Origin of the sequence: Novosphingobium sp. ES2-1 (genome assembly GCF_015169775.1) — a bacterium.
GTDB classification, from domain to species: domain Bacteria; phylum Pseudomonadota; class Alphaproteobacteria; order Sphingomonadales; family Sphingomonadaceae; genus Novosphingobium; species Novosphingobium subterraneum.
In genome coordinates this window covers 2,730,219-2,755,977 of record NZ_CP063445.1, presented here as the reverse complement: position 1 = coordinate 2,755,977, position 25,759 = coordinate 2,730,219, and the positions used below count along the sequence as shown (strand labels likewise).

Below are 25,759 nucleotides of genomic sequence, written 5' to 3'. Positions count from 1 at the left end.
ATCAGACCTTCCAGCCCGAATGGATCGCGACGAGGCCACCGAGGATGGGTTCCACCTTGGTCCGCTTGAATCCGGCGGCGCGGATCATCTTCTCGAATTCCGGCATCGGCGGGAATCGGCGGATCGATTCGATCAGGTAGCGATAGGAATCCTCGTCGCCCGCGATCATCTGCCCGAGCTTGGGCACCAGCTTGTGCGAATAGGCGTCGTAGATTTCCGAGAAGCCGGGCCATTCTGTCGTCGAGAATTCGAGGCAGAAGAAGCGGCCCCCGAACTTCAGCACGCGGTGGGCTTCGGCAAGGGCGCGGTCGATGTGCGTCACGTTGCGGATGCCGAAGGCGATGGTGTAGGCGTCGAACACGCGGGTCGGGAAGGTGAGTTCCTCGGCGTTCTGGCGCGACCATTCCAGGCCTTCCAGCCCGCGCTTGGCGGCGCGTTCGATGCCGACATCGAGCATGTCCTGGTTGATGTCGGACACGGTGATGTTTGCGCCGTGCTTGGCCATGCGGAAGGCAATGTCACCGGTGCCGCCAGCCATGTCGAGAATTGCCTCGCCCGGCTGGGGGCGCACGCGGCGCACGAACTTGTCCTTCCACAGCCGGTGCATGCCGACCGACATGGCATCGTTCATCACGTCATACTTGCGCGCGACGTTCGAGAAGATCGCGCCGACGCGGCCTTCCTTCTCTTCTGCCGGGATGTCTTCGTAGCCGAACGAAGCTGTCTCTTGGGCTGTTTCAGATGCGGTCATGCCTTGGCCCTTTAGTGGGGAATTGCCCGGACGGCAAAGACTGTTAGGGGTGGAGGGGATATGCCAGAGCTACCCGAAGTAGAGACGACCGTTCGCGGCCTTGCAACCGTGCTGGAGGGACAGGTCATCCGCAGCGTGCGGGTTAACCGGGCCGACCTGCGGCGGCCCTTTCCGGTCGATCTGGCGCAGGCGCTGACCGGTGCGCGGGTGACCGGGCTTTCGCGGCGCGCGAAGTATGGCCTGATCCACACCGATCGCGAACGGACGATGGTGTTCCATCTCGGCATGTCGGGGCGCTGGCGAATCGATCCCGACGACATCGGCAAGCACGATCATCTGGTGCTGGAGACGGGCGAGGGGCGGGTGCTTTCGCTCAACGATGCGCGGCGCTTCGGCTCGGTCGATCTGGTTGACAGCGACAGGCTGGAAAGCTGGCCGCCATTTGCCGCTCTGGGGCCGGAGCCGCTGGGACCGGGCCTGACGCCGAAGCTGCTGGCGGCAGCGTTCAAGGGCCGGATCGCGGCGGTGAAGCTGCTGCTGCTCGACCAGCGCATCGTGGCGGGCCTGGGCAATATCTACGTGTGCGAGGCGCTTTATCGCGCGCGGGTGCATCCGGCGCGCGAGGGGGGGCGGGTCAAGCCGGGCGAGCTGAAGCTGCTGGTGCCGGCGATCAAGGCGGTGCTCGAGGAATCGATCCTCGCGGGCGGATCGACCTTGCGCGACTATGCCCGGCCCGATGGCGAACTGGGTTATTTCGCCAAGGACTTTGCCGTCTATGGCCGCGAGGGCGAGCCTTGCGCCTGCGGCGGCACGGTGGAGCGGATCGTGCAGGGCGGGCGGTCGAGCTTCTTCTGCGCGAAGTGCCAGAAGTAGCAGCGATGGCGCGCGGGGTCTGCCCACCCCGCTGCGACTAACTTCACTGCGTTCAGCAAGTCTCGCGGCCCTCCCGCCTGCGGGAGGGGCCGGGGGTGGGCATCGCGGATACGCGATACGAGAGATCATCCGCTGGCGAATGCGGACCATAACGCCGGGGGGAAATCACAGATCGCGCGACCGGTGCGGTGCCGTTGCGGCACGCAAGGGATGGGGCGCGGGACCGGTTGCGAGTGGCCGGGGGGCGGTTCCGAACCCCTGGTCGGCTCAGCCTGAGGGCGGACACTTGTGAAAGGACGAAACCTTGGCAGCGGCTCGCGTACTGCCTGGGCTTCTGGCAAGCGGCTGCGTGAAAAGAACCTGTCGTTTGTGCTGACACAGTCGCACAATCATGGCGGGTTCCGCATCCGCAGCGTCGCTCAGGGTTCGGCGCCGTGCTATCAGCCCTGGGTTGTCCTGTCTGTCCTTGGGTAACGGCAGGGATTGCCCGGTGGGTCTGGGCTTTACGCCCCGCATTGAACCCGCTGCGCACCTGCCGCACCGATCGCGCCGGAAGCATCGGCCACAGCGTCAGCTTCCGAAGGGAGAGGAGCGGGTTGGCCTTGTGCCCTCTCCTGACCTGTGGTGGGGCTTATAACCTATATGGTTCGTTTGTCAAGATGGAACGCAACATTCTCGTCTTTCCCGCGCAGGCGGGAATCCAGATGGCGCAAGGTTTGACGTCGCGCTGCGACGGTGTTGGCTTGTCGCTGGATTCCCGCCTGCGCGGGAAAGACGATGGGAGTGTGCGACTTCAAATTGGCTGTCGTTATAATGCTGCCGATATTTTTTGGGCGCTAAACGGGACCTAAAGCCTGTGGGGTTACGCCGCTGGGGCGAACGGAGAAAAGCAATATGAATGAGGCGTACAATCCTTCGGACTTCAATGTTGGTCACTCAATCTTCCCTGACTTTAACGGTCAAGGTGGCCTTGTCATTTGTGGCTATGAGTGGGGCTATTCAGCAAAAGACGAAGCGCTTGAAAACGACGTGGAGCGATATGCTGCGGTGAAGGAGCATCTGGCTTCCATTCAGACATTCCATTCCAAAGGGTGGGACTCACCCTACGATCGCCGCATTCATAAGTGGTTTGCCATGTTCGGCCACCCTCTCGGAGAAGCGGGTGGTTTCTCTGATTTCGACAAATCCGTCCTACAGACCAACTGGTGCGACGATATGGGCAACCAAGTCTCAGATTATGAGAAGTTCCTGTCTGACGGAAACCGATCAAACTTTCTTGGCCTGATGCATGAGTATCGCCCTGCATTGCTTATCTTCATGGGCATCAAGCAAATCGAATACTTGCAAGATTCGAGGGTCAAGCCGATCATGGAGGAAATATTCGGCCCGGAAGTGGCACCGCTTCGATTTGAGCGGAAAGACGAATTCGACGGGAAGAAGTTCCGGCTTGGCTTTCAGGACTTCACGGACTTGGCGATTGTCGCCTTGCCGCATCCCAGTGGAAGTATGGGCCTGACGGACGCCTACATCGAACTTTTTGCGTCGGAGATCGGTGAAAAGATCGGCACGTTTAAGCGCGCCAAGGGCATCTCTGTGGCCTGATAGGTTGATCCGGGGGAAGATCCCGCTCCGTCATTCGCTGGCGCGAATGACTCCTCCCTGTTTGTGCTTTGCAAAAACAGGGAGGATCTGGGGATAGGATCAACGCCCCTTCCGCAGCACAATGTAAACCGCGCCCGCACCCCCATGCCTCGGCTGCGCGGGCCTTACCGCCGCGATTTGCCCCGCATGCGGGCTATGCGCCAGCCAGTCGAGCAGCTTGGCGCGGATGGCGCCGCGGCGGTTGCCGCGTTGGTCCTGTTCGTCGTGGGGGCGGGGTTTGCCGGCGATGAGGAGCATGACGCGGGCGCCCATGGCGATGGCCTGGGCGATGCTGGCGGTGAGGCGGGCGTGGGCGGCGTCGAGGGTGAGGCCGTGGAGGTCTATGGTCACGTCAGGGGTGATGCTTCCGCGCGCCAGCTTGCGGTCCCAGCTGGAATCGAGGCCGTGGCTTTGTAGTGGTCGGGCAACGGGCGTGGGCGCTGGCGTGGGCAGCGGGGGCGGCACGCGGCCTTTCAACCGCTTTACGGGCACAGGTGTCGGGAGCGAGCTGGCGGGCGTGGCCTCAACCGCTTTCGCCCTGGGGCGCGGCGGGTGGAGCGGGGTGATCGTGGCGGCGACCTTGTTCCACAGGTCGGCCTCCTCGGGCGAGAGGCCTCGGGGAGCCTTCCTCACTGCTGGCCGAGACGCGCCAGCGTCCCCTTGGGCAGGAGGATGAGGGCGCGGCCCCGTGCGCTCATGCCGCCGGCGATCTGGCGGGCTTCGGGGCCTGCGCCCCAGAAGCTGTCAAAGCGGTTGGCGCCCTGGATCGCGCCGCCAGTGTCCTGCGCCACCCACAGCCCGCTGGCTTCCTTGCGGTCCACCTGTAGCCAGACGGGCGCGCCCAAGGGCACGAAGGCGGGATCGGCGGCGACGGTGCTGCGCCCGGCGATGGGGACGTTGAGCGCTCCGACCGGGCCGGGGCCGGTCAATTCGCGGAAGAAGACGTAGCTGCGGTTCTGGCGCATCAGCTGCCGTCCGGCGTCGGGGAAATCGCGCAGGTACTGCTGGATGCCCTGCATCGAGCCGGAATACTGCCCCGGCGAGGAACCGATCAAGCCGCGCTCGCGCATCAGCGAGCCGATGCCGGTGTAGGCATGGCCATTCTGCCCGGCAAAGCCCAAGCGGATCACGCTGCCATCAGGCGCGCGCAGACGGCCCGAGCCCTGAATCTGAAGGAAGAAGAATTCGACCGGATCGGCCGCCCACGCCAGTTCGAGGCCCTTGCCCTGAAGGGCGCCGTCCTCGATCTGGCCGCGATCGTGATAGGCGGTGAAGACGCCGGCATCGTCATAGCGGCCCAATGGCATCTTGCCGTCGGGCAGGGGCTGCGCGTCGCCGGGTTTGGCGCGGACCAAGTCCTTCGGCAGGGCATAGACCGGCACGTCGAAGCCCGGTTGGCGGGTGCGGGATCCGGCTATCTCGGGTTCGAAATAGCCGGTGACGAAGGCCGCGCCATCGCCGACTTCGGCCGTTTCGAAATAGGTGGCGAAGAAGCGCGCGGCTTCGCCCGCGGGCCAGGTGGCGGCGGCGGCGCAGGCGGGAGCCCAGTCCTCTGGGCGGGTGAGGCCGGAATTGTCGGTGCGCTTTGTCAGCCGGGGGCAGGATGTGGCAAAGGCCTGCAGCGCGGCGGCGGTGTTGTCGCGCTTGAAGCCGAGGCCTGCGACGACGGGGCCGCGCACGACGCCGGTGAGCGCGGCGGTGGCGGGTTTTACCGCAGGCGGGGTTGGCGGCGTGACCGGGCGCGGAGCACTGCCTTCGGGCACAAGGCGCACGCAGCCGCCAAGCAGAAAGAGCGCCGCGATGATCGCAGCGCTCTTCGTTTTGCAGAACCCTTGAATGCCCCTCACTTGAAGCCTCAGGCCTCGTCGGTTTCGTCGAGCAGCCAGTCGGGATCGCGCGAGGTGAGGTCGCGGCGGAAGGTCCACAGATCGCGCGCTTCAATCGCATCGTCGAGCGAGCCGGCAATGACGGTGCCTTCTGCGTTCCGGGTGACCGAGGCAATGTCTGCAAGGAAGCGGACGGTGATGCGCGCGGTCTGTCCTTCGATCGAGGCCGCGACGATGCGCGCTTCCTCGATGCGAATCACGCGGGCGTCGATCGTTTCGCCGGCAGCGGCGCGGGCATCGATGGCCGAGCTGAAGCCTTCGTAGACGTCGGCGTCGCAAAGCTGGCGCAGATCGTTCTTGTCCCCGCGCCAGAAGGCTTCGAGGATCATGGTATAGGCGCCCTTCGACCCTGCCAGGAACTGCGCGACATCGAAGCGGCGATCGGCCGAGATGATCGCGCGGACGCCGGCTTCGGCGCTGTTGTCAAACGTGCTGGGGGCAGGTGCGGCAAGTTCGCGCGGGCGAGGAGCGGCGGAACCGCCCTGCTGCTGGACCGGCTGCTGCTGCGATTTAGCCGAGGGATCGGGCTGTTCGATCCGGCGGCGCATCGGCTCCTCGTCATGCTCGGGCCGGCGGCCGAGGACGGAGTAGAGGCGCAGGCCGAGAAAGGCCGCAATCATCGCCAGGATCACAATTTGAACAATCACGCGCAAGATTCCCGAACTGTCCATGGCCCCGGATCGGAAGACCTGAGCTCACGGCGTCATTCCAACGTGCCTCAAATAGGTACGGATTACAAATGAACAACGCGTGCATGACCCTTTGGGCTCATCCCTTGGCAAAGATTCTCGTCAGGTTGTGGCCTCGTTGCGCCAGACAAAGGCGGATTGCGGCCTTTGGGGCATGATGCTAGGCGCGCGGCCAAGGGAAACCCACACAGAAAGCACGTCTGACATGGCCGACGAAGGCAACATCATTTCGAATCTCAATGTCGATGGCCCCGTTCCGAACGGGGAAGACACTTCGCCCGCGATCGGCCTGATCTCGCAGTACGTGAAGGACCTTTCGGTCGAAAACCCCAACGCGCCCGAATCCTACCAGTGGAGCGAAGCGCCCGACATCGCCGTGGACTTCAACATCTCGGCCCGCGTGATCCAGCCGGAAATCCACGAGATCGAGCTGAAGATCAACGTGACGTCGAAGGGCGCGCAGGGCACCGCGTTTATCGTGGAACTGGCTTATTGCGGCCTCATCGGCATGCGCAACGTGCCCGACGACCAGGCCCACCCGTTCCTGTTCGCCGAAGGTCCGCGCATCCTGTTCCCGTTTGCCCGCCGCATCGTCGCCGATGCCGTGCGCGATGCCGGTTACCCGCCGCTGATGCTCGAGCCGATCGACTTCAACGGCCTGTACATGCAGCAGCTCGCGCAGGCACAGGCGACCGCGGAAGCGACTCCGGCTGGCCAGGCCTGATCTGACACCTGATCCGCTCATGCTGAACGTCCTTCGACAGGCTCAGGATGAGCGGAACTTTGGTTTGAGGGAGGATTAGCTTGAACCTCCTGAAGGCCACCGGATCGATTGGCGGACTGACCCTGCTCAGCCGCATTCTGGGGCTGGTGCGCGACAGCCTGTTCGCGCGCTTCGTCGGCGCGGCGTTTGCCTCGGACGCGTTCCTTGTCGCGTTCCGGCTGCCCAACATGTTCCGCGCATTGTTCGCCGAAGGCGCGTTTGCCAGCGCCTTCATCCCGATGTTCAACAAGAAGGTCGCCGATCCGGAAGGCGCAGGCCTGCGCGATGGGCTGGACTTTGCGGAAGCCGCGCTTGCCGTGCTGCTGCCGGTGCTGCTGTTCATGACGGTGGTGCTCGAGGTCTTTGCCTGGCCGGTGACGCTGCTGCTTTCGGGCAAGTTCAACGGGGTGAGTGCGGACCAGTTCGCCTATGCGGTCGAGCTGTCGCGCTGGACGATCCCCTACCTGATGCTGATCAGCATCGTGTCACTGTTTGGCGGCATCCTCAATTCGCTGGGCAAGTTCTGGGTCAACGCAGCGGCGCCGATCCTGCTGAACCTGACGCTGATCGTGGCGCTGCTCGGCTTCCATTCCGACGATCCGCTGGTGACGGCGCGCAACCAGGCGATTGCCGTCTCGGTCTCGGGCGCATTGCAGCTGCTGTGGCTGGCCTGGGCATGCCGCCGGAATGGTGTGCGGCTGCGGCTGCGCCGCCCGCGGCTTTCACCTGAAGTGAAGCAGCTGCTCAAGCTGATCCTGCCGGCGGCGGCAGGGGCAGGCGCGGTGCAGATCAACCTGGTAATCTCGACCGCGCTGGCCGCATCGCTGCTCGATCACGGTTCGGTCACTTACATCTACATGGCCGACCGGCTGAACCAGCTGCCGCTGGGGCTGATCGGCATCGGCCTTGGCACGGTGCTGCTGCCGACGATCTCGCGCCAGTTGGGCGGGGGCGAGGAAGTGGCAGCGATGGAAACGCAGAACCGGGGCATGGAACTGGCGCTGCTGCTGACGCTGCCCGCAACGGTGGCGCTGGTATTGTGCGGCGAGCCGATTGCCGCAGCGCTGTTCGGCTATGGCAAGTTCGATGCGATGGACACGCATTTCACCGCGCAGGCTTTGGCCGCGTTCTCTATCGGGCTGCCGAGCTACATCCTGGTGAAGGTCCTGACGCCGGGATACTACGCGCGGCAGGATACCAAGACTCCGGTGCGCTATGCCACGATCTCGATGGTGGTGAACCTTGTCGGCAACCTGGCGCTGATCGTGCCGCTGAGGCACATGGGGCCGCCGCTGGCGACGGCGATTGCCTCGACTGTCAACGTCTGGCTGCTCTATCACACGCTGGTCAAGCGCGGGCACTTTGCGGCTGATGCACGGCTCAAGCGGCGCACCGTGCGGCTGGCGCTGGCGGCGCTGGCGATGGGTGCGGTGCTGTGGGCAGGGCAGGGGCTGGTGATGCCCCATGTCCATGGCACGTGGACCATTCGCGTGGCGGCCATGGCTGCACTGGTCACGTCCGGGGTCGTCGTCTATGGCCTTGCCGCCGTCCTGACCGGGGCTTTCCGGGTGGACGACCTCAAGCTTCTCCTGCGGCGTCGCCGCTCCAACTGAAGGCACTGAAATGCGTATCGTTTCCGGCATCCAGCCAACCGGCAATCTCCACCTCGGCAATTACCTGGGTGCGATCCGGAACTGGGTGCGCATGCAGGACGAGTGGTCGGCCAAGGGTGGGCAATGCCTCTATTTCCTTGCCGATCTTCACGCGATCTCGATGCCGCATAGCCCCGCGGAACTGGCGGCAAACACGCGCGAAATGGTGGCGGCGCTGGTTTCGTGCGGGATCGATCCCGACAAGTCGATCCTGTTCAACCAGGCGCAGGTGCCCGCCCATGCCGAGCTGCAATGGCTGCTGAACGGCACGGCGCGGATGGGCTGGCTGAACCGCATGACGCAATGGAAGGACAAGGCGGGCAAGAACCGCGAGGGCGCGAGCGTGGCGCTGTTCACCTATCCGGTGCTGCAGGCGGCCGACGTGCTGCTCTATCAGGCAACGCACGTGCCGGTGGGCGAGGACCAGAAGCAGCATCTCGAGCTGGCGCGCGACATCGCGCAGAAGTTCAACAACGACTTCTGTGGTGAAGATGCGCCGCTGTTCACGCTGCCCGATCCGATCATCCCGCCCGAGGCTGCGCGCATCATGTCGTTGCGGGATGGCAGCGCGAAGATGAGCAAGTCCGATCCTTCGGACATGAGCCGGATCAACCTGACCGACGATGCCGATGCGATCATGCAGAAGGTAAAGAAGGCCAAGACTGATCCCGAACCGCTGCCGGGCACGGTCGAAGGGCTGGCCGGGCGTCTGGAAGCGAACAACCTTGTCGGCATTTATGCGGCCATGGCTGGCACTTCGCCTGCCGAGGTTCTGACGCAGTTCGAAGGCAAGGGCTTCGGTCAGTTCAAGCCTGCACTGGGCGAACTGCTGGTCGAGACGCTGTCGCCGATGGCGGCACGTTACCGCCAGCTGCGCGAGGATGGCGAGGCGCTGGACGCGATCCTTGCCAAGGGCGCGCTGAAGGCTCGTGACCTTGCTGCGCCGACCCTCGCCCGGACCTATCAGGCATTGGGCCTTGTAAGAGGCTGATTTTCCGTCAGTTCGTTGCAAAACATTACGTGCCTGCAACATATGTTGCAGGCACCATTCAACGTGCATTCAGCACTTCCCGTCCAAAAAGGCGGCATGCTATGCAGTGCGTGTGTCTGGCAAGGGGCGGCGGACGCATAACAGGAGTCGCAAGGATGAATTCCGTTTCGCAAGTGAAGCCCTCTTCTTCCGGCAAGCGCCGGCTTCTGGGGCTTTCGGCAGTTTCGCTGATGCTCGTCTCGCTCGCCGGGTGCGCCACGCCGTTCAAGGCCGACGTCAAGCGCTTCCAGGCGCAGTTGCCGGCACCCGCTGGCCAGACCTTCGCGGTCGTCGCCGACGATCCCAGGGATGCAGGCGGGCTCGAGTTCGCGCAGTATGCATCGCTGGTGGGCAAGCAGATGGAGAAGCTGGGCTATCAGCCCGCCGCTCCTGAAAATGCCGACCTGCTGGTCAAGTTCGACTACGGCATCGATGGCGGGCGTGACCGCGTCCGTTCCACCGGCTTTGCCGACCCGTTCTGGGGCGGTTGGGGTGGCTGGGGCGGCTGGGGCCCGGGTTATGGTCGAGGCTGGGGCCGCGCAGGCTTCTACGGCCGTGGCTGGGGCTGGGGGTGGAACGATCCGTTCTTCTTCGGCGGTCCCGGCTGGGGTAACAGCGTCGATGTCGTGACCGTCTACACTTCGGGCATGGACCTCAAGATCGATCGCCGCGCTGATGGCCAGCGCCTGTTCGAAGGCAAGGCTGAAGCAGCTTCGTCCTCGAATCGCCTGTCCTATGTCGTGCCGAACCTCGTCGAGGCGATGTTTACCGACTTCCCCGGCAACAACGGGGAAACGGTGAGGATCTCGATCGCGCCGGAAAAGAAGACGGTGAAGAAGGTCAACTGACCTTTCCCGACGGACCGAATGCAAAAAGGCCTCGCAGCGATGCGGGGCCTTTCTGCTTGTGCGGCAGGCAGGGTGTTGTGCGTTTGCATCAGGTTTGCGCCATGCTGCGCGCGATCGCGGATTGTTTGTGACAGCCTTTTCGGGATGCGCTATTCAGCCCGGGTAAACGTTGCCCGACGCGGCCTTGGGAGAGGATGCGACAACGTTCGCGCCGCGTCGGGCTTTACCATTTCGATCATTTTGCAGCGCCAATCGCCCGGCAATTTACTGCTGGTGCGGGATGTCGCGTTCGAGCTCGAGCAGCCCCTGCGGCAGGCGCAGAGAACGTGCCGCAATGCGCGTTTCCAGCAGAAGGTAGACCAGCGCGATCATCAGCAGGGCAATGGCGCCGAAGAAGGTGATCCCGGTGAGGTTGCGCAGTTCGAGGCCGGCCATTTCGCCGATGAACAGCGATCCCACGGTAACGCCGATGGCGAGGCCCGACACCACCAGCAGCAACAGCGCCCTGCCGATGAGGTGGATGCGGCGATCGACGTAACGGATCTCGATCACGACAAGATCGTGCTCCCGGCCCGTGGTCTGGGCGTGCTGGCTTTGCAGCGCGCGTGAGCGGTCGACGATGCGGCCCAGCCGCGTCGTCAGGATGTTCATGATGTTCCCGATCGCCACGAGGACGAACACCGGGGCCAGTGCCAGCTGAATGGTCTGGGCGATCACGCCGCTATGACCCGGATTCATGAAAAGTCTCGCTGCATCACCGCCTTGTCGCACGTTGCGCCGCGGGCGGGCAAGCCGGATACGAATTCGGCCGGGTTTGCGCTAGAACCACATCCTCACGCCGACGACGGCGCTGACCTGCGATGGACTTTCGCCTTCGAGCCGTGCCAGCCGGGCCGTTTCGCCCAGTTTGCGCTCCCAATGGACGCCGACATAGGGGGCGAATTCGCGGGCGAACTCGTAGCGCAGACGGGTGCCCAGTTCGATCTTCTCGATCCCCGCGCCGATGCCGAGTTCGGGCACGTCCTGCGCGGAGGCGTCGATCTCGATCGAAGGTTGCAGAATGAGGCGCTGGGTCAGGCGCATGTCGTGTTCCGCTTCAAGCCGGAAATGCACGTCGCCCTTGTTCGAGACGAAGGCGTGGGCGCCGACCTCGAACCAGTAGGGGGCAAGGCCTTCGAAGCCGATGACGCCGTAGGTGCGGTCCGGTCCGGCACCGAAATCCTGCCGCACGCCGAGTTCGAAGTTCCACCACGGATCAAGGGCGTGGCGCCATGCCGCGCGCACTTCACCGGTTTCGAGCGGTTCGCCGAACGCTCCTTCGCCTTCGGTTTCCACGGCCAGCCGGTCGATATCACCGCCAATCCAGCCCATGGCCTGCCAGGCGTAGCCGTCCGTGCCATTGCGGGGGCGGTATTCGAAGCGGTCGAGGATAAGCGCGTTGCCGAAGAAGCGGCCTTCCTTCGAGAGATCGGCGCGGGCCTGGGCCATGCGCTGCTTGTCCCAGAAGGCATCGGCGGGATGGTCGGTCGGGACGGGCGGCGGGGGCGCGTTGCCGACTTCGCTGTCGGATACCGTTGGCATGGTGTGGCCCATGTGGGCCGAATGATCCATCGGCGTGCCCGCTTGAGGCGCATCGGGCGCGGTTTGCTGGTGCATGGAGTGATCCATGCCCTGCATTGCCGCCCCGTCAGCAGGCTGGTCGTTCATGGCGCCCATGTCGTGTCCGGAATGGTCCATGCCCTGCATCTGGCTCATGTCGTGGCCGGCGTGAGGGTCCTGCGCTTCCTGCGCGAGCGATGGCGTGGCGATCAGGGCTGCACCGGCGAGCAGAAGGCGCTTCATGCTGCGTCTCCCGCAGCGCGTACCGTGACGACGCGCATCATCCCGGCATGCATGTGCAGCAGCATGTGGCAATGGAAGGCCCAGTCGCCCTCGGCATCGGCCGTCAGGTCGAAGCTGGCCTTGCCGCCGGGCAGGACGTTGACGGTGTGCTTGCGCGGACGGTTGCCCGGTTCGCCCGTGACCAGTTCGAAGAAGTGGCCGTGCAGGTGGATCGGGTGCGGCATCATCGTGTGGTTGATGAGATTGACGCGAACCCGCTCGCCCGTGCGGAACGGGATCGGCTTGGCGCCATCGGAGATGGTCTCGCCGTCGATGGACCACATGTAGCGTTCCATGTTGGCCGTCAGGTTCACGTCGATCTGGCGCGAGGGCGTGCGCCGGTCAGGATTGGCATCGCGCGAGCGCAGATCGGCATAGGTCAGCACGCGATGGTCGACATCTTCGAGGCCGGTCGGCTTGTCGGCCAGGCGGTCTGCGGGCATCGGCGAGATCGTGGCGACGCCCGGCCCCGGCTTGACGCCCGGCGCGAGCGATAGATCGCGCATCTTCATCGAATGGCCGGCCATGCTTTCGTTGGCGGGCTGTGACAGGTCGATCTCGCCACCCGTCCCCATGTCCATTCCGCTCATGTCCATGCCCATGTCGCGCATGGTGAGCACCGGGCGGGCGCGGCGGGCAGGGATGGGACCGGCCATGCCGATCTGCGGCGCAAGCGTGGCGCGCACCAGCCCGGAGCGGTCGATCGCCTCGGCAATGATGCCGAAGGGGGCGGAGTCGGTCGGCTGGACGATGACGTCGTAGGTTTCGGCAATCGCGATCTGGAACTCATCCGTCTCGACCGGCTGGACGTTGCAGCCGTCGGCCGCGACGACAGTCATCGGCAGGCCGGGGATGCGGAAGTTGAAGTTGGTCATCGACGAGGCGTTGATGATGCGCAGCTTGACCCGTTCGCCGGGGCGGAACAGCGCGGTCCAGTTGGCGGCGGTATCGTGCCCGTTGATGACGAAGGCGTAGGTCGCGCCGGTGACGTCCGAGATGTCGGTCGCATCCATGCGCATCTTTGCCCATTCGAGCCGCTCCTTCAGGCTCTGGTCCTTGCCTTTCAGCAAGCCGCCGACGGTCTGCCGCTGCCAGTTGAAATAGCCGCCCATGGCCTTCAATTTGCGGAGCTGCTCGTGCGGGTTCATCGGGCTCCAGTCCGCCAGCATCAGCACGTATTCGCGGTCGAACGGGGCGGCGGTGTCAGGCTCGGCCGGGTCGATCACGATCGGGCCATAGAGCCCTTCGGCCTCCTGCATTCCCGAGTGCGAATGATACCAGAAGGTGCCCGAATGCACGATCGGGAACTCGTAGGTGAAAGTCTCGCCCGGATCGATTCCGGGGAACGACAGGCCGGGCACGCCATCCATCTGGAACGGCACGAGCAGCCCGTGCCAGTGGATCGAGCTCTGTTCGGCCAGCGCGTTGCTGACGGCGATGCGCACCTTCTGCCCCTCGCGCAGGCGGATGAGCGGGGCGGGGATCGAGCCGTTGACCGCGATGGCCGGGGCGGAACGGTCCCCCACCGCGAATCTGGCCGCGCCGATCGACAGGGCGATGCTCTCGCCCGAGAGGACGCCGCCGGTGTTGCGCCCGGCCATGGCGCCGGCCTTACGAGAATGACCACCGTGGCCCGATTGCGCCCAGGCAGGGACAAGCGGCGTTGCGGCGAGGGCACCGGCTCCGAGAAGCAGGTTGCGGCGGTTGAGATGGAGCATGTCGGTCATTACCTGCGATTACGCAGGAAGACGGGTTATCCCTCAAGCAGTTCCGACAATTTCTGCCGCGCCCGGTAGATCCGCGTCTCGACGGCCTTCTCGGTCAGGCCGAGCACGTCGGCTGCTTCGGCCATGCTCATCCCTTCGATGCGGCACAGGATCAGCGGGTCCTTGAGATTGGCTGGAAGTGCAGCGATGGCAGCCGAGACGCGGGCCAGTTCGGCCTGCGAGATCGCTTGCGCCTCGGGATCGAGGTTCTGATCGGCAACATCGAAGGCATCTTCCAGGGGCCGCGCCATGCGGAAAAGCCGTCGCACCGCACGACGCCGCGCCCAGTCGCGGCACTTGTTGACGGCAATGCGCATCAGCCAGGCCCGAAACGGGCGTGCGGCGTCGAACTTCGCCAACGAGGCAAAGGCGGCGATGAAGGCTTCCTGCGTTATGTCGAGTGCCTCGCCCTCGTCGCCGGCGTGGTGACGGGCGAGCCGGAACACGGCTTCGCGATGGCGTGCGAGCAGCGTTGCATAGGCGCTCTGCCGGCCCGCAAGCGCGCTTGCGACCAGTTGTGGGTCGCTTTCCCCTGGAGCGTCGCCCCCCGCCATTGGATCAGCGGCGGTCGGGGGAAGGGCGGTCGGGCGAAGTCAGGGCGCGGGCGATCTCGCGGTCGAAGATCGCCTGCTGATCGGGCTTGAGCACTGCACGCATCGCAAAGACATGGGCCAGTGTCGCCTTCTGTAGCTCGCCCATTGCCATGTGCGAGGCATCGACTGCGCCGGTCACCTTCGGGCCGATCTGGTGTTCGCTCTCGATCGCGCGGGCAAGGTCCGCGTTCGAGGCGCGCAGGCGATCGTCCAGCGTGCGACGCGTGTTCGCGAATTCCGCCTCGAGCCGGTCGATCTCCTGGTTCTGCTGCGCGGAGAGATCGAGTCGCTCGTGCATCAGCTGGTGGAGTTCGCTGCCGTGCTGCATCGGCATGAAGCCACGCGCAAAGTGGCTGGCGGCAAGGGCGACGGCGGCCGAGACCACCGCCACCACGACATAGCGCAAGGCCGCGCCCATCAGTCCGCCAGCAGGTGCGAGGGCGCGCCCGAGGGTACGCCGAACAGGGGTTCTGCCTGTGCCGGAGCCGCGGGCGCGACGGAGCCGACGATCCCGACGACAGCGGCTATCGCCACGGCCATCACCATGCCGCGCCGTGCCGTGGCGCTCTCGCGCCTCCGGGTGAGCCCGCGCATCACTTCGTCATCGATGATGGAGAGCGAAGGCGGTGTCGCTTTGGCGGCAAGAGCGCCCAAGAGTTCGTCAATATCGGCCATTGCTGGCTGGTTTCCTTTTTCCACGCGATTCCCATTACGCGCGCCCGGGCCAAATCCCTCAAGACAAAATTTGCGCTATGGCTTGAGGGATGGTCCCACGCTCTGCGTATCACACTGCAGATCCCAACCCGAAAGGACTTTCCATGCGCCGTCTTGCGCTCCTTGCTGCTCCCGCCCTTGCCATGCTGGCCCTGCCCGGCGCAGCCTTTGCCCATCCCAAGCTCCTTTCGTCGAACCCGGCGCCGAACACCGCCGTGGCCAAGCCGACCAAGCTGACCCTGACGTTCTCCGAAGAGCTGGTCGGCCCGCTCTCGGGCATCGAACTGGTGATGACCGGCATGCCCGGCATGGCCAACCACGCGCCGATGCCGATCAAGGGCTTCAAGAGCGTTGCATCGGGCAAGGTCCTGACCGTTACCCTGCCGCGTGCGCTGCCTGCCGGCACCTACAACCTCAAGTGGCATGCCGTTGCCGGTGACCAGCACCGCATCGAGGGCCAGTACGCCTTCACGGTTCGCTGACGGGGCCCGGGGGCGTGGAAACGACTGGCCTTCTGGCCGCACGCGCAGCGGCGTATCTTGCGTTGCTGCTCGTGGCGGGCGTGCCCCTGCATGCGCTGGCAGCGGGGCAGGTGCTGGCTTTCCGCGCCCGCCTCGTGCTGGCCCTGCTGGCCATCGTCGCGGCCTTTGCCTCTGCATGGTGGGCGCTTGAAAGCGTTGCCGCCATGGCCGGCATCACTCTGGCCGAACTCGATCAGGCGACGGCAGAGGTCGTGCTGGCGCAGACGCCGCTGGGCAAGGTCATGGAGTGGCGGCTGACCGCGCTCGCCGCAGTGTTCCTCGCCTGCTTCGTGCCGTTGCGCGTGTTGCGCCTGCCGATCCTGGCGCTGGCGGGGAGCGTTGCGCTCGGCTCGGTGGCGTGGACCGGCCACGCTGGCGCCAGCGAAATGGCGCTTCACCGGGTATCGGACGTGGCGCACGTCATTGCCGCAGCGACATGGATCGGCGCTCTGGCCGTCTTCGTCACTTCGGCTTTCTCGCGCGAGGGGGCAGATACTGGCGCACTCGCACGATTTGCCCGCACCGGGAGCGTGGTGGTGGCGGTCCTCATCCTGACCGGCCTGCTCAACACGCTGGCGATTGCCGGATGGCCGATGATGTTCGAGGCGCGCTGGTTCAGCATACTTGCGGTGAAGCTGGCGCTGTTCGCCGTCATGCTGGCGCTGGCTGCAGGCAACCGCTGGCGGATCGTCCCGGCGCTCGAACGAGGCGAGCCTGGCGCCACTGCGCGCCTGCGCCGTTCCCTTGTGCTGGAATTTGCGGCGGGTCTTGGCGTTGTCGGCGCAGTCGCCTTGCTTGGCGTGCTTGACCCTCTGGCTTGAGGCCAAATGGCAACAAAGAATTCCCGCAGGGACGCTTGACCGTACAAGCCAGTGGCTTAGCTCTCTTGCCGCTGCAACCTGTCAACGGGAGAGAGCCTATGTTCAGCCATGTCATGGTCGGCGCCGACGATATCGACGCTGCCAAGAAGTTCTACGATGCCACCTTCGCCGCGTTCGGTGGGCCAGAGGCGATCACGGACCCCAAGGGACGCCTGATCTACCAGCACAACGGCGGCCTTTTCATCGTGACCAAGCCGATCAATGGCGAGCCGGCTTGCGGCGCCAACGGTGGTACCATCGGCTTCCGCATGAATCCCGAACAGGCCAACGCCTGGCACGCCGCTGGCGTCGCCAATGGCGGAACGGCTTGCGAAGACCCGCCGGGACCGCGTGAAGGCTCGCCCTATTACCTTGCCTATCTGCGTGATCCCGCCGGCAACAAGTTGTGCGCGCTGGACATCATCGCCTGATGACACTCGAAACGGTCTCGACATCGAAGGCGCACGGCGGAACGCTGGGCGTCTACAAGCATGAGTCCGCCTCGACGGGGACGGGGATGACCTTTTCGGTCTTCCTGCCCCCACAGGCGGTGGACGGGGCGAAGCTGCCGGTACTGGTCTACCTTTCCGGGCTGACTTGCACCCACGCCAACGTCACCGACAAGGGCGAATACCGCAAGGCGTGCGCCGAACTCGGCATCGTGTTTGTCGCGCCCGATACCTCGCCGCGTGGCGAAGGCGTGGCCGACGATGCGGATGGGGCCTACGATTTCGGCCTTGGCGCGGGGTTCTATGTGAATGCCACGCAGGAGCCGTTCGCACAGCACTACCGCATGTGGGACTACATCGCCGAGGAACTGCCCGCCCTGCTGGGCGCGAACTTCCCGGTCGATCTGGATCGGATGGGCATCACCGGCCATTCCATGGGTGGGCACGGCGCGTTGACGCTGGGGCTGACCTACCCTGAAAAGTTCAAGTCGCTTTCGGCCTTCGCGCCCATCGTCGCGCCGGGGCAGGTGCCGTGGGGCCACAAGGCACTGGGCGGTTATCTGGGCGATGACCGTGCGGCATGGCGCAGCCATGATGCCGTGGCGCTGATCGAGGATGGCAAGCGGCCCGCAGGCGCGGTGCTGGTCGATCAGGGCGATGCCGACGGGTTTCTTGTGGAGCAGCTACGGCCCGAACTGCTGGACGCGGCGTGCAAGGCGGCCGGCGTTGACCTGACGCTGCGGCTGCAGCCGGGGTACGACCACAGCTACAACTTCATTTCCACGTTCATGGAAGACCACATCCGCTGGCATGCCGAGCGGTTGTAGCGTTTGGAAATCCTCCCCCTTTGTCCTTCGGGAAAACGGGGAGGAGCTTTCTCTTACCGCACGTCCTTGGCCACGGCATCGAGCACGCCGTTGACGAATTTCGCCTCGCGCTCTTCAAAGAAGGCGTGGGCGACATCGACGTATTCGGTGATGACCGTTGCCACCGGCACGTCCTTGCGGGCGAGCAGTTCATAGGAGCCGGCGCGCAGGATCTGCAGCATCGTCTTGTCGAGCCGGGCGAGCGACCAGCCCTTCGCCAGCTTGGACGAGAGCAGCAGGTCGATCTCGTTGCGGCGGGCGTCGACGCCTTTCACCACATCATCGAAGAAGGCGACGTCGGCCTTGAGGTATTCGACGTCCTCGATCTCCGCGCCCAGCCGGTGCTGGTGGAACTCGTCCAGCAGCAGGTGCAGCGCGGTCTTCTCCATGTCGACCTGGTAGAGCGCCTGCACCGCGGCAAGACGCGAGGCGGCGCGGGCCTTGCCCGAGATCGCGTTCACAGGCCCAGCCTCACTTCGATCGAACGGGCGTGGGCGGCAAGGCCCTCGGCTTCGGCAAGGGCGATGGCGGCGGGGCCAACGGCGGCAAGCGCGGCGTCAGTCGCCTCGATAAAGCTGGTGCGTTTCATGAAATCCAGAACGGAAAGGCCCGAGGAAAAGCGCGCGCGGCGCCCGGTGGGCAGGACGTGGTTCGGCCCGGCGACGTAATCGCCGACGGCTTCGGGGGTCATGCGGCCAAGGAAGACCGAGCCGGCATGACGGATCTTGTCGAACAGGGCTTGTGGATCGTGGGTCGCGATCTCGACGTGTTCGGCGGCAAGGGCGTTGGCGAGCGCGGGAGCTTCGTCGAGCGAGTCCACGACGATGATGACGCCGTAATCGTCCCAGCTGGCCTTGGCGACCTTGGCCGTTGGCAGCATGGCGATCTCGACGCCGACCATGTCCGCCACCTGATCGGCAAAGGCGGCATCGTCGGTAATGAGGATCGACTGAGCCACCGGGTCGTGCTCCGCCTGGCTGAGCAGGTCGGCGGCGATCCACTGCGGATCGTTCTTCGCGTCCGCTATCACGAGGATTTCCGAAGGCCCTGCGACCATGTCGATACCGACCACGCCGAACAGCTGGCGCTTGGCTTCGGCTACCCAGGCGTTGCCGGGTCCGGTGATGACATCGACAGGTTTGATCCGGCCGGTGCCATAGGCGAGCGCGGCCACGGCCTGGGCCCCGCCCACGCGCCAGACCTCGTCGGCACCGGCAAGGTGGGCTGCGGCCAGAACCAGCGGGTTGGCCTCCCCCTTGGGCGTCGGCGTGACGACGACGAGCCGCTCGACGCCAGCGACCTTGGCCGGAATGGCGTTCATCAGCAGCGACGAGGGATAGGCTGCGCGGCCGCCGGGGACATAAAGCCCGGCGCCATCTACAGCGCTCCACCGTGCGCCGAGGCGCATGCCGCTGGCGTCGGTATAATCGCGATTCTCCGGCAACTGGGCGCGGTGATAGTCGCGGATGCGCTGTGCGGCGAGTTCGAGCGCGGCGCGAAGATCGGGCTTCAGCGCGTCGAAGGCTTCGCGGCAGGCTTCGGGCGAAATGCGCCAGTCGTCATCTGCCGGAGCGTGGCCATCGAACTTGGCGGTGTATTCGGCGAGCGCTTCGTCGCCGCGAATGCGCACGTCATCGATGATTGTCTGGACATCGCGCGCGACGTTCTCGTCGCTCTCGCGGCGGTCCTTGACGAGGCGGGCGAAGGCCTTGGCGAAGCCGGAATCGCTGGACTTGAGGCGCAGCATCAGGCGGCCTTCCTTGTGGCGACCATCTCGCGGAAAGCATCGACCAGTGCGCCGAGGCGGGCGCTGTCAGTCTTGAGCGCGGCCCGGTTGACGATCAGGCGGGCCGAGACGGGCAGGATCTGGCTGGTTTCGACCAAGCCATTCTCCTTGAGCGTCCGACCGGTCGACACCAGGTCGACAATGCGGCTGGCGAGGCCCAGCGAGGGGGCCAGCTCCATGGCGCCGTTGAGCTTGACGACTTCGGCCTGAACGCCAAGCTTTTCGAAATGCCGCCGCGTCAGGTTGGGGTACTTGGTCGCCACGCGGGCGTGGCTTTCGCGCGCGTTCGCGCCCGATTCCACCATGCTGACCGGCTCGGCCACCGAAAGGCGGCAGTGCCCGATGTCGAGATCAACCGGCGCATAGAGATCGGCATAGTCGAACTCGTCGATCACATCGGATCCCACCACGCCGGCATGCGCCGCGCCATGCGCGACGAAGGTCGCCACGTCGAAAGCGCGGACGCGAATGATCTTCACGTCGTCGCGGTTCGTGGCGAAGGAGAGTGCGCGCGAGGCCTTGTTAAAGAAATCGGCCTCGGGCACGATCCCGGCCTTCTCGAGCAGAGGCAGGGCCTCGTCGAGGATGCGACCCTTGGGCAGGGCGAAAACGAGCGGTGCGGCGGTGGACATAACCCGCCGCCCTTATGGCAGCACGGCGCAAAGGGCAACCGAATGAACCCGATCATGGAGATCGAACAGGTCGCAAAGGCCATAGAATGGCAGGCAGACCACGCCACGAACAATGGTGCACCCTGCACTGGCCGCGTGGTGCGGGCGCAATTGCGGCTGCTGGATCGCGAAACCGAGGTGGGCAGGCGAATCGCTGCGTGGCCGGGAAAGCCGCTGGAAGATGCGCTGCCATTGCGGCTGGCTGGCGGACATCACAATCTGGTGCTGACCGGCAAGGACATGTGGCTGGCGCCGGTCTATCGCGGCGAGGTGACCGATCAGGGGCAAGTCGATGCGCTGGTGCTGGCGGTGACCCAGGAGCATGATGCGGAGCTTTTGCCGTGGCTGGACGGCCCCCCGCAGACCAATGAGGCTGGGCGGTCGGCCTCGATCATGGCGGCGCTGCTGTGGCTTTCGGTCCGCATTGGCCCGCGCTTCGAGCTGAACGAGCTGGGCGCAAGCGCTGGCGTCAACACGATGATGGAGCGCTTCTTCTTCGACCTTGGCGGGATGACCACTGGCCCCGCGGATTCGCCGATGCGGATCGTGCCGGAATGGCGGGGGGCCCCGCCGCCGCGGGCCGGGGTCGAGATCGTCGGCATCAGGGGATGCGATCGCGCGCCGATGAACCTGGCCGATCCGGAACAGGCGCTGCGGCTGAAGTCCTATGTCTGGGCTGAGGTGACCGAGCGGATAGGGCGGATCGATGCGGCGATTGCGCTTGCGGCCCAGCGGGCGCCGGACGTGGTGCAGATGGATGCGGGCGACTTCGTGGCCGAGCGGCTGGCGGCACCGCAGGAGGAAGACACCACGCGCGTGATCTTCCATTCCATCGTCTGGCAATATCTGCCGGCCGAAACCCGGGCGCGGATCGAGGCGCTGATGGCGCAGGCGGGCGCGAAGGCCGATGCCTCGCGGCGGCTGGCATGGGTCATGCTGGAAACCAACCGCCAGACCTTCCGGCATGAATTGACCGTGCGCCATTGGCCCGGCGGAGAGGAGCCTGCCTTGCTCGGCACCGCCCATGCCCATGGCGCCTGGGTGGAGTTTACAGCCTAAGGTCTGTGTCGCGAAACGATCGCTGCGCGCAAGGGTTGAGCGAGGATGCGCCGCTCTTTTCTCCGCACTGTCGTCGTCCTGTTGATCATCGGTTCGGCAGGGCTGGCGGGGCGTGAATGGCTGCAACGGCATCCCGAGCATAACCCATGGGCGCCGCTGGCATTGGCCGATCCACCGGGCTGGGCGACAGCGATGAAGCTGCAGACGTTGCGGGGTGACCGAGCGGTGTGCAGCAGGTTTCTGGAAAGCAGCGGAATCATGGCCGAGGCCCTGCCGCCTGCTGGCGAAGGGCAATGCTTGCGGCATGACCGGCAGGTTCTGCAAGGTCTGGCACAGGCGAAAGTGAAGCTGGCACCGGGCGGAGCGCAGGCGACTTGCGCGATCGATGCGGGGCTGGCCCTTTGGCTGCAGCATGGCATCCAGCCCGCGGCGCAGCGGCTGCTTGGCAGCGCTGTTGCATCGGTCGAGCATTTCGGCACCAGCAACTGCCGCAGGATTGGTGGCGGGCAGCAAGGGACGTGGAGCGAGCACGCGACCGGCAACGCCATCGATGTGAGCGCGTTCGTGCTGGAGGACGGACGCCGCGTTTCAGTGCTCAAGGACTGGGGAGCGGGCGACGAGAAAGCGGCGTTCCTCCGGGCCGTGCGCGATGCGGCGTGCCTCAGCTTCTCGACCGTGCTGTCCCCCGATTACAACGCCGCCCATGCCGACCACCTGCACCTCGACCAGGCGCAGCGCGCTGGCGGCTGGGCGGCTTGCCGTTAGGCTTCAGCCAAGAAACCTGTCGAGCGCGGCGTTCACCGTGTCCGGTGCTTCCCATGGCACGAAATGCCCGCAATCGTGCACCGGCTCTACGGTGAGATTGGTGACGAGCTTGTCCATGCCATCCAGGTTGCACGGCGGCAGGGCCATGTCGTCCATCGCCCAGATCACCAGCGTTGGTATCTGCAGCGGCGGAACGGGAGTGTCCTGATAACCTTCAGGCAGTCCGAACGGAGCGTCCATCGGGGGTACGGCCATTTGGCTGGCGCGATACCAGTTGAGCATGGCGATTGCGGCATCAGGGTTCGACCAGTCCTTGAACAGGGCGGCGCGCTCTTCCTCTTCCATTACCGGTGAGCGGTTCCAGTTGAGCGCCTTCATCAACAGCGCCCCAAGGCCGTGTTCGCGCACCATGGCATCGTTTGCAGTATCACGGAAGGCGCGCATGTACTGGCTGGCCTCGCGCTGCTGGCGGTCGGTCCAGAGCAGGCGCGGGAAGATCACCGGATGCGGGGCATTGGCGATGACCGCGCGGGTGACCCGCGTTCCTTGGCCGAGCAGCGCAACGCCCCAGGCGATCGCACCGCCCCAATCATGGCCGAGGATCGTGAACTGCTGCACGCCCAATGCATCGGCAAGCTGGAAAACGTCTCCGATCAGCTTGTCCGGGGTGTAGTTCTCCACGCCCTCGGGCTTGGACGAGCCGCGATAGCCCCGCTGGTCGGGCGCGATGCAGCGGAAGCGGGAGGAGAGGTGGGCGATCTGGTGGCGCCAGGTGCGGTGGCTTTCGGGGAAGCCGTGAAGAAAGATCAGGGCCGGTGCATCGCGGGGACCCACATCCAGCACATCGAGTTCAATCCCGCTGGCAAGTTTCACGCGCATAAGTGGCGTTGCAGGGGCAAGTGCAGTCATTCCGGCGCTCCTTCGTCCATCTTTTGCGCATAGCCTGCTGCGACAACTGCGGCCATGCGGTCGTGCAGCGCATCAGGTGTGCGGCGCAGTTCGCCGATTTCCTTCTCCATGCCTTCGCCCATGATGATCTCACGCTCGTCCGCAGCAATGGCATCGAGCATCATTCCTGCAGCTACATCCGGGTCGAGCCCGCGCTCAATGACCGCATCGCTGACCCCGCGTCGCGATCCGTCGGCAGTAATTGCGTTGCGCGAAACGTCGGTGCGGATCGAGCCGGGCGCGATCACATGGACCTTGATGCCAAGTCCGGCGACCTCGGCGCGCAGCGCATCGGAATAGCCGAACAGGCCGAACTTGGCGGCGCTGTAACCGGTGCGCAGCGGCGAGCCGACCTTGCCGGCAATGCTCGAGACCATGACGATCCGCCCGGACTTGCGCTCCGCCATGCGCGGCAGGAGGGCCTGCGTCAACGCGATGGGCGCAAGCAGATCAACCGCGATAATGCGTTCATAGACGGGGAAGGCAGTGTCTACAGCCAGTGAGCGCTGCGAGATGCCGGCATTGTTGACCAGCATGTCGACGCGGCCCTTCCAGCCCCATGCCTGATCGGCCGCGCGGGCAGCAGCGGCATAGTCAGTCGCTTCGAATGGCAGGACGAGGGCGCTGCCGCACTGTTCTGCGACTTCGCCAAGCGCGGCTTCATTCCGGCCGGACAGGATCAGATGCGCGCCTTGCGCAGCAAGGGCCCGTGACAATGCTGCGCCAATGCCGGACGACGCCCCGGTAATCCACGTGACCTGCCCTGCGAATGCCATCGGCCTGCTCTCCTTCGTCGGGCCTTAATCGACCCGTTAAAGGCATCGTGTCAGGCTTTTGCAAAGGAGGGAAGGGGGTGAATTCCTTCCGGCCGTGCGTCGTTTTCAAGCCACCCGCAGCATCGGGGCCATGCGATCTGCGGTGGTATCGAATTGGCTGGTTCGGAACCTGCTGACCAGCTGGCGCAGTTCCTCTGCCGCTCTTGCCAGCTGGTGGGCCGCTGCGTTGCTTTCCTCGACCATTGCAGCGTTCTGCTGCGTAAGGGTGTCGAGGTTCGCAAAGGAACCGGTGACGCGCGCGAGCTCTGCCGATTGGCGTACCGCAGAATCGGCAATTTCCGAAACCGAGCCGCTGACCTGCGAGACGCGGCTGACGATATCGTCGAGCACCGTTCCGGTCCGGCCGACAAGGCTGACGCCTTGGGCGACCTGTTCGCTCGACGTCTGGATCAGATTGCGGATGCTGCTCGCCGCTTCGGCGGAGCGCTGCGCCAGCGCGCGGACTTCTGTCGCGACTACTGCGAAACCCTTGCCGGCATCGCCAGCGCGCGCTGCTTCGACACCGGCGTTGAGGGCGAGCAGGTTCGTCTGGAAGGCGATGCCATCGATCAGGGAGATGATCTGTCCGATTTCATTGGAGGACCGTTCGATCTCGTTCATCGCGGCAACCGCACTCGATACGACCGCGCCGCCCGTTTCGGCAAACTGCTGGGCTTCGCCAATGGCTTCCCGGGTGTTGCCTGCGTTTCTGGCGGTCTGATCGATCTCGGCTACGAGTTCGCGCGTGACCGAGGTGTTCTGTTCGAGGGCACTCGCCTGTTGCTCGGTCCGGCGCGCGAGGTCGTCCGACGCCCCGCGGATCTCGGAAGAGCCACGGGCAATGTGGTTGGTGGTGGACGATACGGCGCCGACCAGCCGGTCCAGATCGCTCGTCGCGGCGTTGAAGCTGTTCTTGAGCTTGATGTAGGCTGGCGGAAAATCGACTTCGATCTTGGTGCTGAGATCGCCGCCGGCCAGCTCTTCGAGCCGCTGCTCGACGGCTGCGATTACCAGTCTCTGTTCGTCGGCGATACGCTGCCGCTCGGCGGCGGCAGCCGCCTCCATGGCAAGCTTGTGCGCCTCGGCTTCTGCCTGGGCAATGATCAGGCGCTGCAATTGAACGCTCAGGAACACCAGCGCGGCAGTTTCGGCAACGACGACGACCGCGTGCAGGATTACCCGCAGAATGTCGCCGCCATTGTTGTAGACCAGTTCAGGCGCGACAAGATTGCCAAGCAGGTGGTGGACTGCCGTTAATGCCGCACCGGTGACGATGGGACGCCAGTCTGCGAGAACGACGATGATCGCAAGGCAGGCGAAGAAGACCATGTGCAGGTCGACCATCCAGGCCGATCCGGCCCACTGGTAGAGCAGGATCATCGGGAAAGTCATTATGCCCGCGGCGACAGCACAGCGCTGTGTGGCATCGCCGTCCGGGCTTCTGGCGACGAAAGTGGTGAGGCCTGCCGCGACGGCCGCGACAATCGGGGGGATTATGCCCGATCCAGCCCAGATCGCTCCAACGCATATGATCAGGGCGCCGATCATCGATGTGAAGGCGAGTGCCCGCAGACCGTTTGCGCGAAGTGCCTGCAATTGTTCCATGGCCGTTCAACTTCCTGGTGTGGGACTGCACAGCCCCAGTGGGACCGCAATGGCGATCGTGCCGTGTCGCAATGCTGCGTAGAACGCTCCGTCGGGAGCATGATCGATGATCAACCCGCCAAGCGGTGTCGTGCCGACGATCCGGCCTCCCCGCTCCGTCGCCCATTTAACGTAGGACGCCGACCCGGATGGCAGGAGTGAAAGCACGGCAAGCGCCGAACCCTGCCTTGGTGCAAGTGCGGTGGCGAGGAGAAGGACGCCTGCAAATCCCAGCAGCGCAAGGCTGCCGGACTGGCTGGTTTCTCGCGGATGCGCCTCTGTCCTCAT

General features: G+C 65.0%; 29 protein-coding genes. 12 read left to right on the top strand and 17 right to left on the bottom strand.

Going from position 1 to position 25,759, the window contains the following annotated elements; all coding sequences use genetic code 11:
- Position 1: 1 nt before the first annotated feature.
- Positions 2 to 751 (bottom strand): class I SAM-dependent methyltransferase, encoded by a 750-nt coding sequence (locus tag IM701_RS13455; RefSeq protein WP_193827219.1) that lies wholly within the window; start codon positions 749 to 751, stop codon positions 2 to 4.
- A 60-nt stretch (positions 752 to 811) separates the two neighbouring features.
- On the opposite strand from IM701_RS13455, the gene mutM reads away from it, so the two are divergent.
- Positions 812 to 1,624 carry a bifunctional DNA-formamidopyrimidine glycosylase/DNA-(apurinic or apyrimidinic site) lyase gene (mutM, locus tag IM701_RS13450; RefSeq protein WP_193827218.1) on the top strand — a complete coding sequence of 271 codons (813 nt, stop codon included), beginning with the start codon at positions 812 to 814 and terminating at the stop codon, positions 1,622 to 1,624.
- Positions 1,625 to 2,518: 894 nt separating this feature from the next.
- A complete protein-coding gene (locus tag IM701_RS13445) occupies positions 2,519 to 3,226 on the top strand; it encodes a hypothetical protein (RefSeq protein ID WP_193827217.1) in 708 nt (235 codons plus the stop codon).
- 99 nt (positions 3,227 to 3,325) lie between these two features.
- Here the strand turns inward: IM701_RS13445 and IM701_RS13440 are convergent, their stop codons facing one another.
- The 3 genes from IM701_RS13440 to IM701_RS13430 are packed head-to-tail and all read right to left on the bottom strand — an operon-like array spanning position 3,326 to position 5,798.
- Positions 3,326 to 3,898 carry a Smr/MutS family protein gene (locus tag IM701_RS13440; RefSeq protein WP_193827216.1) on the bottom strand — a complete coding sequence of 191 codons (573 nt, stop codon included), beginning with the start codon at positions 3,896 to 3,898 and terminating at the stop codon, positions 3,326 to 3,328.
- A complete protein-coding gene (locus IM701_RS13435) occupies positions 3,895 to 5,112 on the bottom strand; it encodes a murein transglycosylase A (protein WP_230487705.1) in 1,218 nt (405 codons plus the stop codon). Before IM701_RS13435 ends, IM701_RS13440 begins: the two co-directional genes overlap by 4 nt.
- A gap of 8 nt (positions 5,113 to 5,120) precedes the next feature.
- On the bottom strand, positions 5,121 to 5,798 hold the full coding sequence (locus IM701_RS13430; protein WP_193827215.1) for a Tim44/TimA family putative adaptor protein: 678 nt from the start codon (positions 5,796 to 5,798) through the stop codon (positions 5,121 to 5,123).
- Positions 5,799 to 6,045: 247 nt separating this feature from the next.
- On the opposite strand from IM701_RS13430, the gene secB reads away from it, so the two are divergent.
- From secB to IM701_RS13410, 4 genes are all read left to right on the top strand, one after another.
- Complete coding sequence (gene secB, locus IM701_RS13425; RefSeq protein ID WP_039331522.1) at positions 6,046 to 6,564, top strand: protein-export chaperone SecB; 519 nt, start codon at positions 6,046 to 6,048, stop codon at positions 6,562 to 6,564.
- Between the two features lie 80 nt (positions 6,565 to 6,644).
- Positions 6,645 to 8,216 (top strand): murein biosynthesis integral membrane protein MurJ, encoded by a 1,572-nt coding sequence (gene murJ, locus IM701_RS13420; RefSeq protein ID WP_193827214.1) that lies wholly within the window; start codon positions 6,645 to 6,647, stop codon positions 8,214 to 8,216.
- 10 nt (positions 8,217 to 8,226) lie between these two features.
- The gene (trpS, locus tag IM701_RS13415) at positions 8,227 to 9,246 is read left to right on the top strand and encodes a tryptophan--tRNA ligase (RefSeq protein WP_193827213.1); all 1,020 of its coding nucleotides are present in this window, start codon (positions 8,227 to 8,229) and stop codon (positions 9,244 to 9,246) included.
- A 155-nt stretch (positions 9,247 to 9,401) separates the two neighbouring features.
- On the top strand, positions 9,402 to 10,133 hold the full coding sequence (locus IM701_RS13410; RefSeq protein WP_052241932.1) for a DUF4136 domain-containing protein: 732 nt from the start codon (positions 9,402 to 9,404) through the stop codon (positions 10,131 to 10,133).
- A gap of 264 nt (positions 10,134 to 10,397) precedes the next feature.
- Here the strand turns inward: IM701_RS13410 and IM701_RS13405 are convergent, their stop codons facing one another.
- The 6 genes from IM701_RS13405 to IM701_RS13380 form a co-directional block, all read right to left on the bottom strand.
- A complete protein-coding gene (locus tag IM701_RS13405) occupies positions 10,398 to 10,871 on the bottom strand; it encodes a DUF2721 domain-containing protein (RefSeq protein WP_174544562.1) in 474 nt (157 codons plus the stop codon).
- 81 nt (positions 10,872 to 10,952) lie between these two features.
- A complete protein-coding gene (locus IM701_RS13400) occupies positions 10,953 to 11,975 on the bottom strand; it encodes a copper resistance protein B (RefSeq protein ID WP_230487704.1) in 1,023 nt (340 codons plus the stop codon).
- Positions 11,972 to 13,741 carry a copper resistance system multicopper oxidase gene (locus tag IM701_RS13395; RefSeq protein WP_193827212.1) on the bottom strand — a complete coding sequence of 590 codons (1,770 nt, stop codon included), beginning with the start codon at positions 13,739 to 13,741 and terminating at the stop codon, positions 11,972 to 11,974. Before IM701_RS13395 ends, IM701_RS13400 begins: the two co-directional genes overlap by 4 nt.
- Before the next feature lie 26 nt (positions 13,742 to 13,767).
- The gene (locus tag IM701_RS13390) at positions 13,768 to 14,334 is read right to left on the bottom strand and encodes an RNA polymerase sigma factor (protein ID WP_193827211.1); all 567 of its coding nucleotides are present in this window, start codon (positions 14,332 to 14,334) and stop codon (positions 13,768 to 13,770) included.
- A 4-nt stretch (positions 14,335 to 14,338) separates the two neighbouring features.
- Positions 14,339 to 14,791: a Spy/CpxP family protein refolding chaperone gene (locus tag IM701_RS13385; RefSeq protein WP_193827210.1), complete on the bottom strand. Its 453-nt coding sequence runs from the start codon at positions 14,789 to 14,791 to the stop codon at positions 14,339 to 14,341.
- Positions 14,791 to 15,048 (bottom strand): hypothetical protein, encoded by a 258-nt coding sequence (locus IM701_RS13380; RefSeq protein ID WP_039331533.1) that lies wholly within the window; start codon positions 15,046 to 15,048, stop codon positions 14,791 to 14,793. The genes IM701_RS13385 and IM701_RS13380 overlap by 1 nt, the downstream gene beginning before the upstream one ends.
- 143 nt (positions 15,049 to 15,191) lie before the next feature.
- Here IM701_RS13380 and copC point away from each other — a divergent pair, with 143 nt between their 5' ends.
- The 4 genes from copC to fghA all read left to right on the top strand — a co-directional run bounded on the left by copC (position 15,192) and on the right by fghA (position 17,744).
- The gene (gene copC, locus IM701_RS13375) at positions 15,192 to 15,569 is read left to right on the top strand and encodes a copper homeostasis periplasmic binding protein CopC (RefSeq protein ID WP_062343729.1); all 378 of its coding nucleotides are present in this window, start codon (positions 15,192 to 15,194) and stop codon (positions 15,567 to 15,569) included.
- A 14-nt stretch (positions 15,570 to 15,583) separates the two neighbouring features.
- On the top strand, positions 15,584 to 16,429 hold the full coding sequence (gene copD, locus IM701_RS13370) for a copper homeostasis membrane protein CopD (protein WP_193827209.1): 846 nt from the start codon (positions 15,584 to 15,586) through the stop codon (positions 16,427 to 16,429).
- Between the two features lie 98 nt (positions 16,430 to 16,527).
- Complete coding sequence (locus tag IM701_RS13365; RefSeq protein WP_039331537.1) at positions 16,528 to 16,899, top strand: VOC family protein; 372 nt, start codon at positions 16,528 to 16,530, stop codon at positions 16,897 to 16,899.
- The gene (fghA, locus tag IM701_RS13360; RefSeq protein WP_039331539.1) at positions 16,899 to 17,744 is read left to right on the top strand and encodes an S-formylglutathione hydrolase; all 846 of its coding nucleotides are present in this window, start codon (positions 16,899 to 16,901) and stop codon (positions 17,742 to 17,744) included. Before IM701_RS13365 ends, fghA begins: the two co-directional genes overlap by 1 nt.
- Positions 17,745 to 17,797: 53 nt before the next feature.
- Here fghA and nusB read toward each other — a convergent pair whose 3' ends face one another.
- From nusB to hisG, 3 genes are read right to left on the bottom strand one after another with little or no spacing between them, the layout of a single operon-like run.
- Positions 17,798 to 18,244: a transcription antitermination factor NusB gene (gene nusB / locus IM701_RS13355; protein ID WP_039331541.1), complete on the bottom strand. Its 447-nt coding sequence runs from the start codon at positions 18,242 to 18,244 to the stop codon at positions 17,798 to 17,800.
- On the bottom strand, positions 18,241 to 19,530 hold the full coding sequence (gene hisD / locus IM701_RS13350) for a histidinol dehydrogenase (protein ID WP_193827208.1): 1,290 nt from the start codon (positions 19,528 to 19,530) through the stop codon (positions 18,241 to 18,243). Before hisD ends, nusB begins: the two co-directional genes overlap by 4 nt.
- Positions 19,530 to 20,201 carry an ATP phosphoribosyltransferase gene (gene hisG / locus IM701_RS13345; protein WP_039331545.1) on the bottom strand — a complete coding sequence of 224 codons (672 nt, stop codon included), beginning with the start codon at positions 20,199 to 20,201 and terminating at the stop codon, positions 19,530 to 19,532. The genes hisD and hisG overlap by 1 nt, the downstream gene beginning before the upstream one ends.
- Before the next feature lie 42 nt (positions 20,202 to 20,243).
- Here hisG and IM701_RS13340 point away from each other — a divergent pair, with 42 nt between their 5' ends.
- A complete protein-coding gene (locus tag IM701_RS13340; RefSeq protein ID WP_193827207.1) occupies positions 20,244 to 21,299 on the top strand; it encodes a DUF2332 domain-containing protein in 1,056 nt (351 codons plus the stop codon).
- A gap of 45 nt (positions 21,300 to 21,344) precedes the next feature.
- Positions 21,345 to 22,064: an extensin family protein gene (locus IM701_RS13335; protein ID WP_193827206.1), complete on the top strand. Its 720-nt coding sequence runs from the start codon at positions 21,345 to 21,347 to the stop codon at positions 22,062 to 22,064.
- 3 nt (positions 22,065 to 22,067) lie between these two features.
- Here the strand turns inward: IM701_RS13335 and IM701_RS13330 are convergent, their stop codons facing one another.
- From IM701_RS13330 to IM701_RS13315, 4 genes are all read right to left on the bottom strand, one after another.
- The gene (locus tag IM701_RS13330; protein WP_230487703.1) at positions 22,068 to 22,973 is read right to left on the bottom strand and encodes an alpha/beta fold hydrolase; all 906 of its coding nucleotides are present in this window, start codon (positions 22,971 to 22,973) and stop codon (positions 22,068 to 22,070) included.
- Entirely contained in the window at positions 22,970 to 23,788 is an 819-nt protein-coding gene (locus tag IM701_RS13325) for an SDR family NAD(P)-dependent oxidoreductase (protein ID WP_193827205.1), read from the bottom strand. Before IM701_RS13325 ends, IM701_RS13330 begins: the two co-directional genes overlap by 4 nt.
- Before the next feature lie 105 nt (positions 23,789 to 23,893).
- On the bottom strand, positions 23,894 to 25,432 hold the full coding sequence (locus IM701_RS13320; RefSeq protein ID WP_193827204.1) for a methyl-accepting chemotaxis protein: 1,539 nt from the start codon (positions 25,430 to 25,432) through the stop codon (positions 23,894 to 23,896).
- Positions 25,433 to 25,438: 6 nt separating this feature from the next.
- Positions 25,439 to 25,759, bottom strand: coding sequence for a hypothetical protein (locus IM701_RS13315; RefSeq protein WP_193827203.1), 321 nt, complete (start codon positions 25,757 to 25,759; stop codon positions 25,439 to 25,441).

Bases quoted from the DNA above. Each gene is read 5' to 3' on its own strand.
- copC (WP_062343729.1), top strand. From the start codon at position 15,192: ATGCGCCGTCTTGCGCTCCTTGCTGCTCCCGCCCTTGCCATGCTGGCC.
- trpS (WP_193827213.1), top strand. From the start codon at position 8,227: ATGCGTATCGTTTCCGGCATCCAGCCAACCGGCAATCTCCACCTCGGC.
- secB (WP_039331522.1), top strand. From the start codon at position 6,046: ATGGCCGACGAAGGCAACATCATTTCGAATCTCAATGTCGATGGCCCC.
- IM701_RS13335 (WP_193827206.1), top strand. From the start codon at position 21,345: ATGCGCCGCTCTTTTCTCCGCACTGTCGTCGTCCTGTTGATCATCGGT.
- IM701_RS13385 (WP_193827210.1), bottom strand. From the start codon at position 14,791: ATGGGCGCGGCCTTGCGCTATGTCGTGGTGGCGGTGGTCTCGGCCGCC.
- hisG (WP_039331545.1), bottom strand. From the start codon at position 20,201: ATGTCCACCGCCGCACCGCTCGTTTTCGCCCTGCCCAAGGGTCGCATC.
- IM701_RS13405 (WP_174544562.1), bottom strand. From the start codon at position 10,871: ATGAATCCGGGTCATAGCGGCGTGATCGCCCAGACCATTCAGCTGGCA.
- IM701_RS13445 (WP_193827217.1), top strand. From the start codon at position 2,519: ATGAATGAGGCGTACAATCCTTCGGACTTCAATGTTGGTCACTCAATC.
- IM701_RS13455 (WP_193827219.1), bottom strand. From the start codon at position 751: ATGACCGCATCTGAAACAGCCCAAGAGACAGCTTCGTTCGGCTACGAA.
- IM701_RS13330 (WP_230487703.1), bottom strand. From the start codon at position 22,973: ATGACTGCACTTGCCCCTGCAACGCCACTTATGCGCGTGAAACTTGCC.
- IM701_RS13400 (WP_230487704.1), bottom strand. From the start codon at position 11,975: ATGAAGCGCCTTCTGCTCGCCGGTGCAGCCCTGATCGCCACGCCATCG.
- IM701_RS13390 (WP_193827211.1), bottom strand. From the start codon at position 14,334: ATGGCGGGGGGCGACGCTCCAGGGGAAAGCGACCCACAACTGGTCGCA.
- IM701_RS13325 (WP_193827205.1), bottom strand. From the start codon at position 23,788: ATGGCATTCGCAGGGCAGGTCACGTGGATTACCGGGGCGTCGTCCGGC.
- IM701_RS13395 (WP_193827212.1), bottom strand. From the start codon at position 13,741: ATGACCGACATGCTCCATCTCAACCGCCGCAACCTGCTTCTCGGAGCC.
- IM701_RS13315 (WP_193827203.1), bottom strand. From the start codon at position 25,759: ATGAGGACAGAGGCGCATCCGCGAGAAACCAGCCAGTCCGGCAGCCTT.
- IM701_RS13340 (WP_193827207.1), top strand. From the start codon at position 20,244: ATGAACCCGATCATGGAGATCGAACAGGTCGCAAAGGCCATAGAATGG.
- IM701_RS13365 (WP_039331537.1), top strand. From the start codon at position 16,528: ATGTTCAGCCATGTCATGGTCGGCGCCGACGATATCGACGCTGCCAAG.
- mutM (WP_193827218.1), top strand. From the start codon at position 812: ATGCCAGAGCTACCCGAAGTAGAGACGACCGTTCGCGGCCTTGCAACC.
- hisD (WP_193827208.1), bottom strand. From the start codon at position 19,530: ATGCTGCGCCTCAAGTCCAGCGATTCCGGCTTCGCCAAGGCCTTCGCC.
- IM701_RS13380 (WP_039331533.1), bottom strand. From the start codon at position 15,048: ATGGCCGATATTGACGAACTCTTGGGCGCTCTTGCCGCCAAAGCGACA.
- fghA (WP_039331539.1), top strand. From the start codon at position 16,899: ATGACACTCGAAACGGTCTCGACATCGAAGGCGCACGGCGGAACGCTG.
- IM701_RS13320 (WP_193827204.1), bottom strand. From the start codon at position 25,432: ATGGAACAATTGCAGGCACTTCGCGCAAACGGTCTGCGGGCACTCGCC.
- IM701_RS13410 (WP_052241932.1), top strand. From the start codon at position 9,402: ATGAATTCCGTTTCGCAAGTGAAGCCCTCTTCTTCCGGCAAGCGCCGG.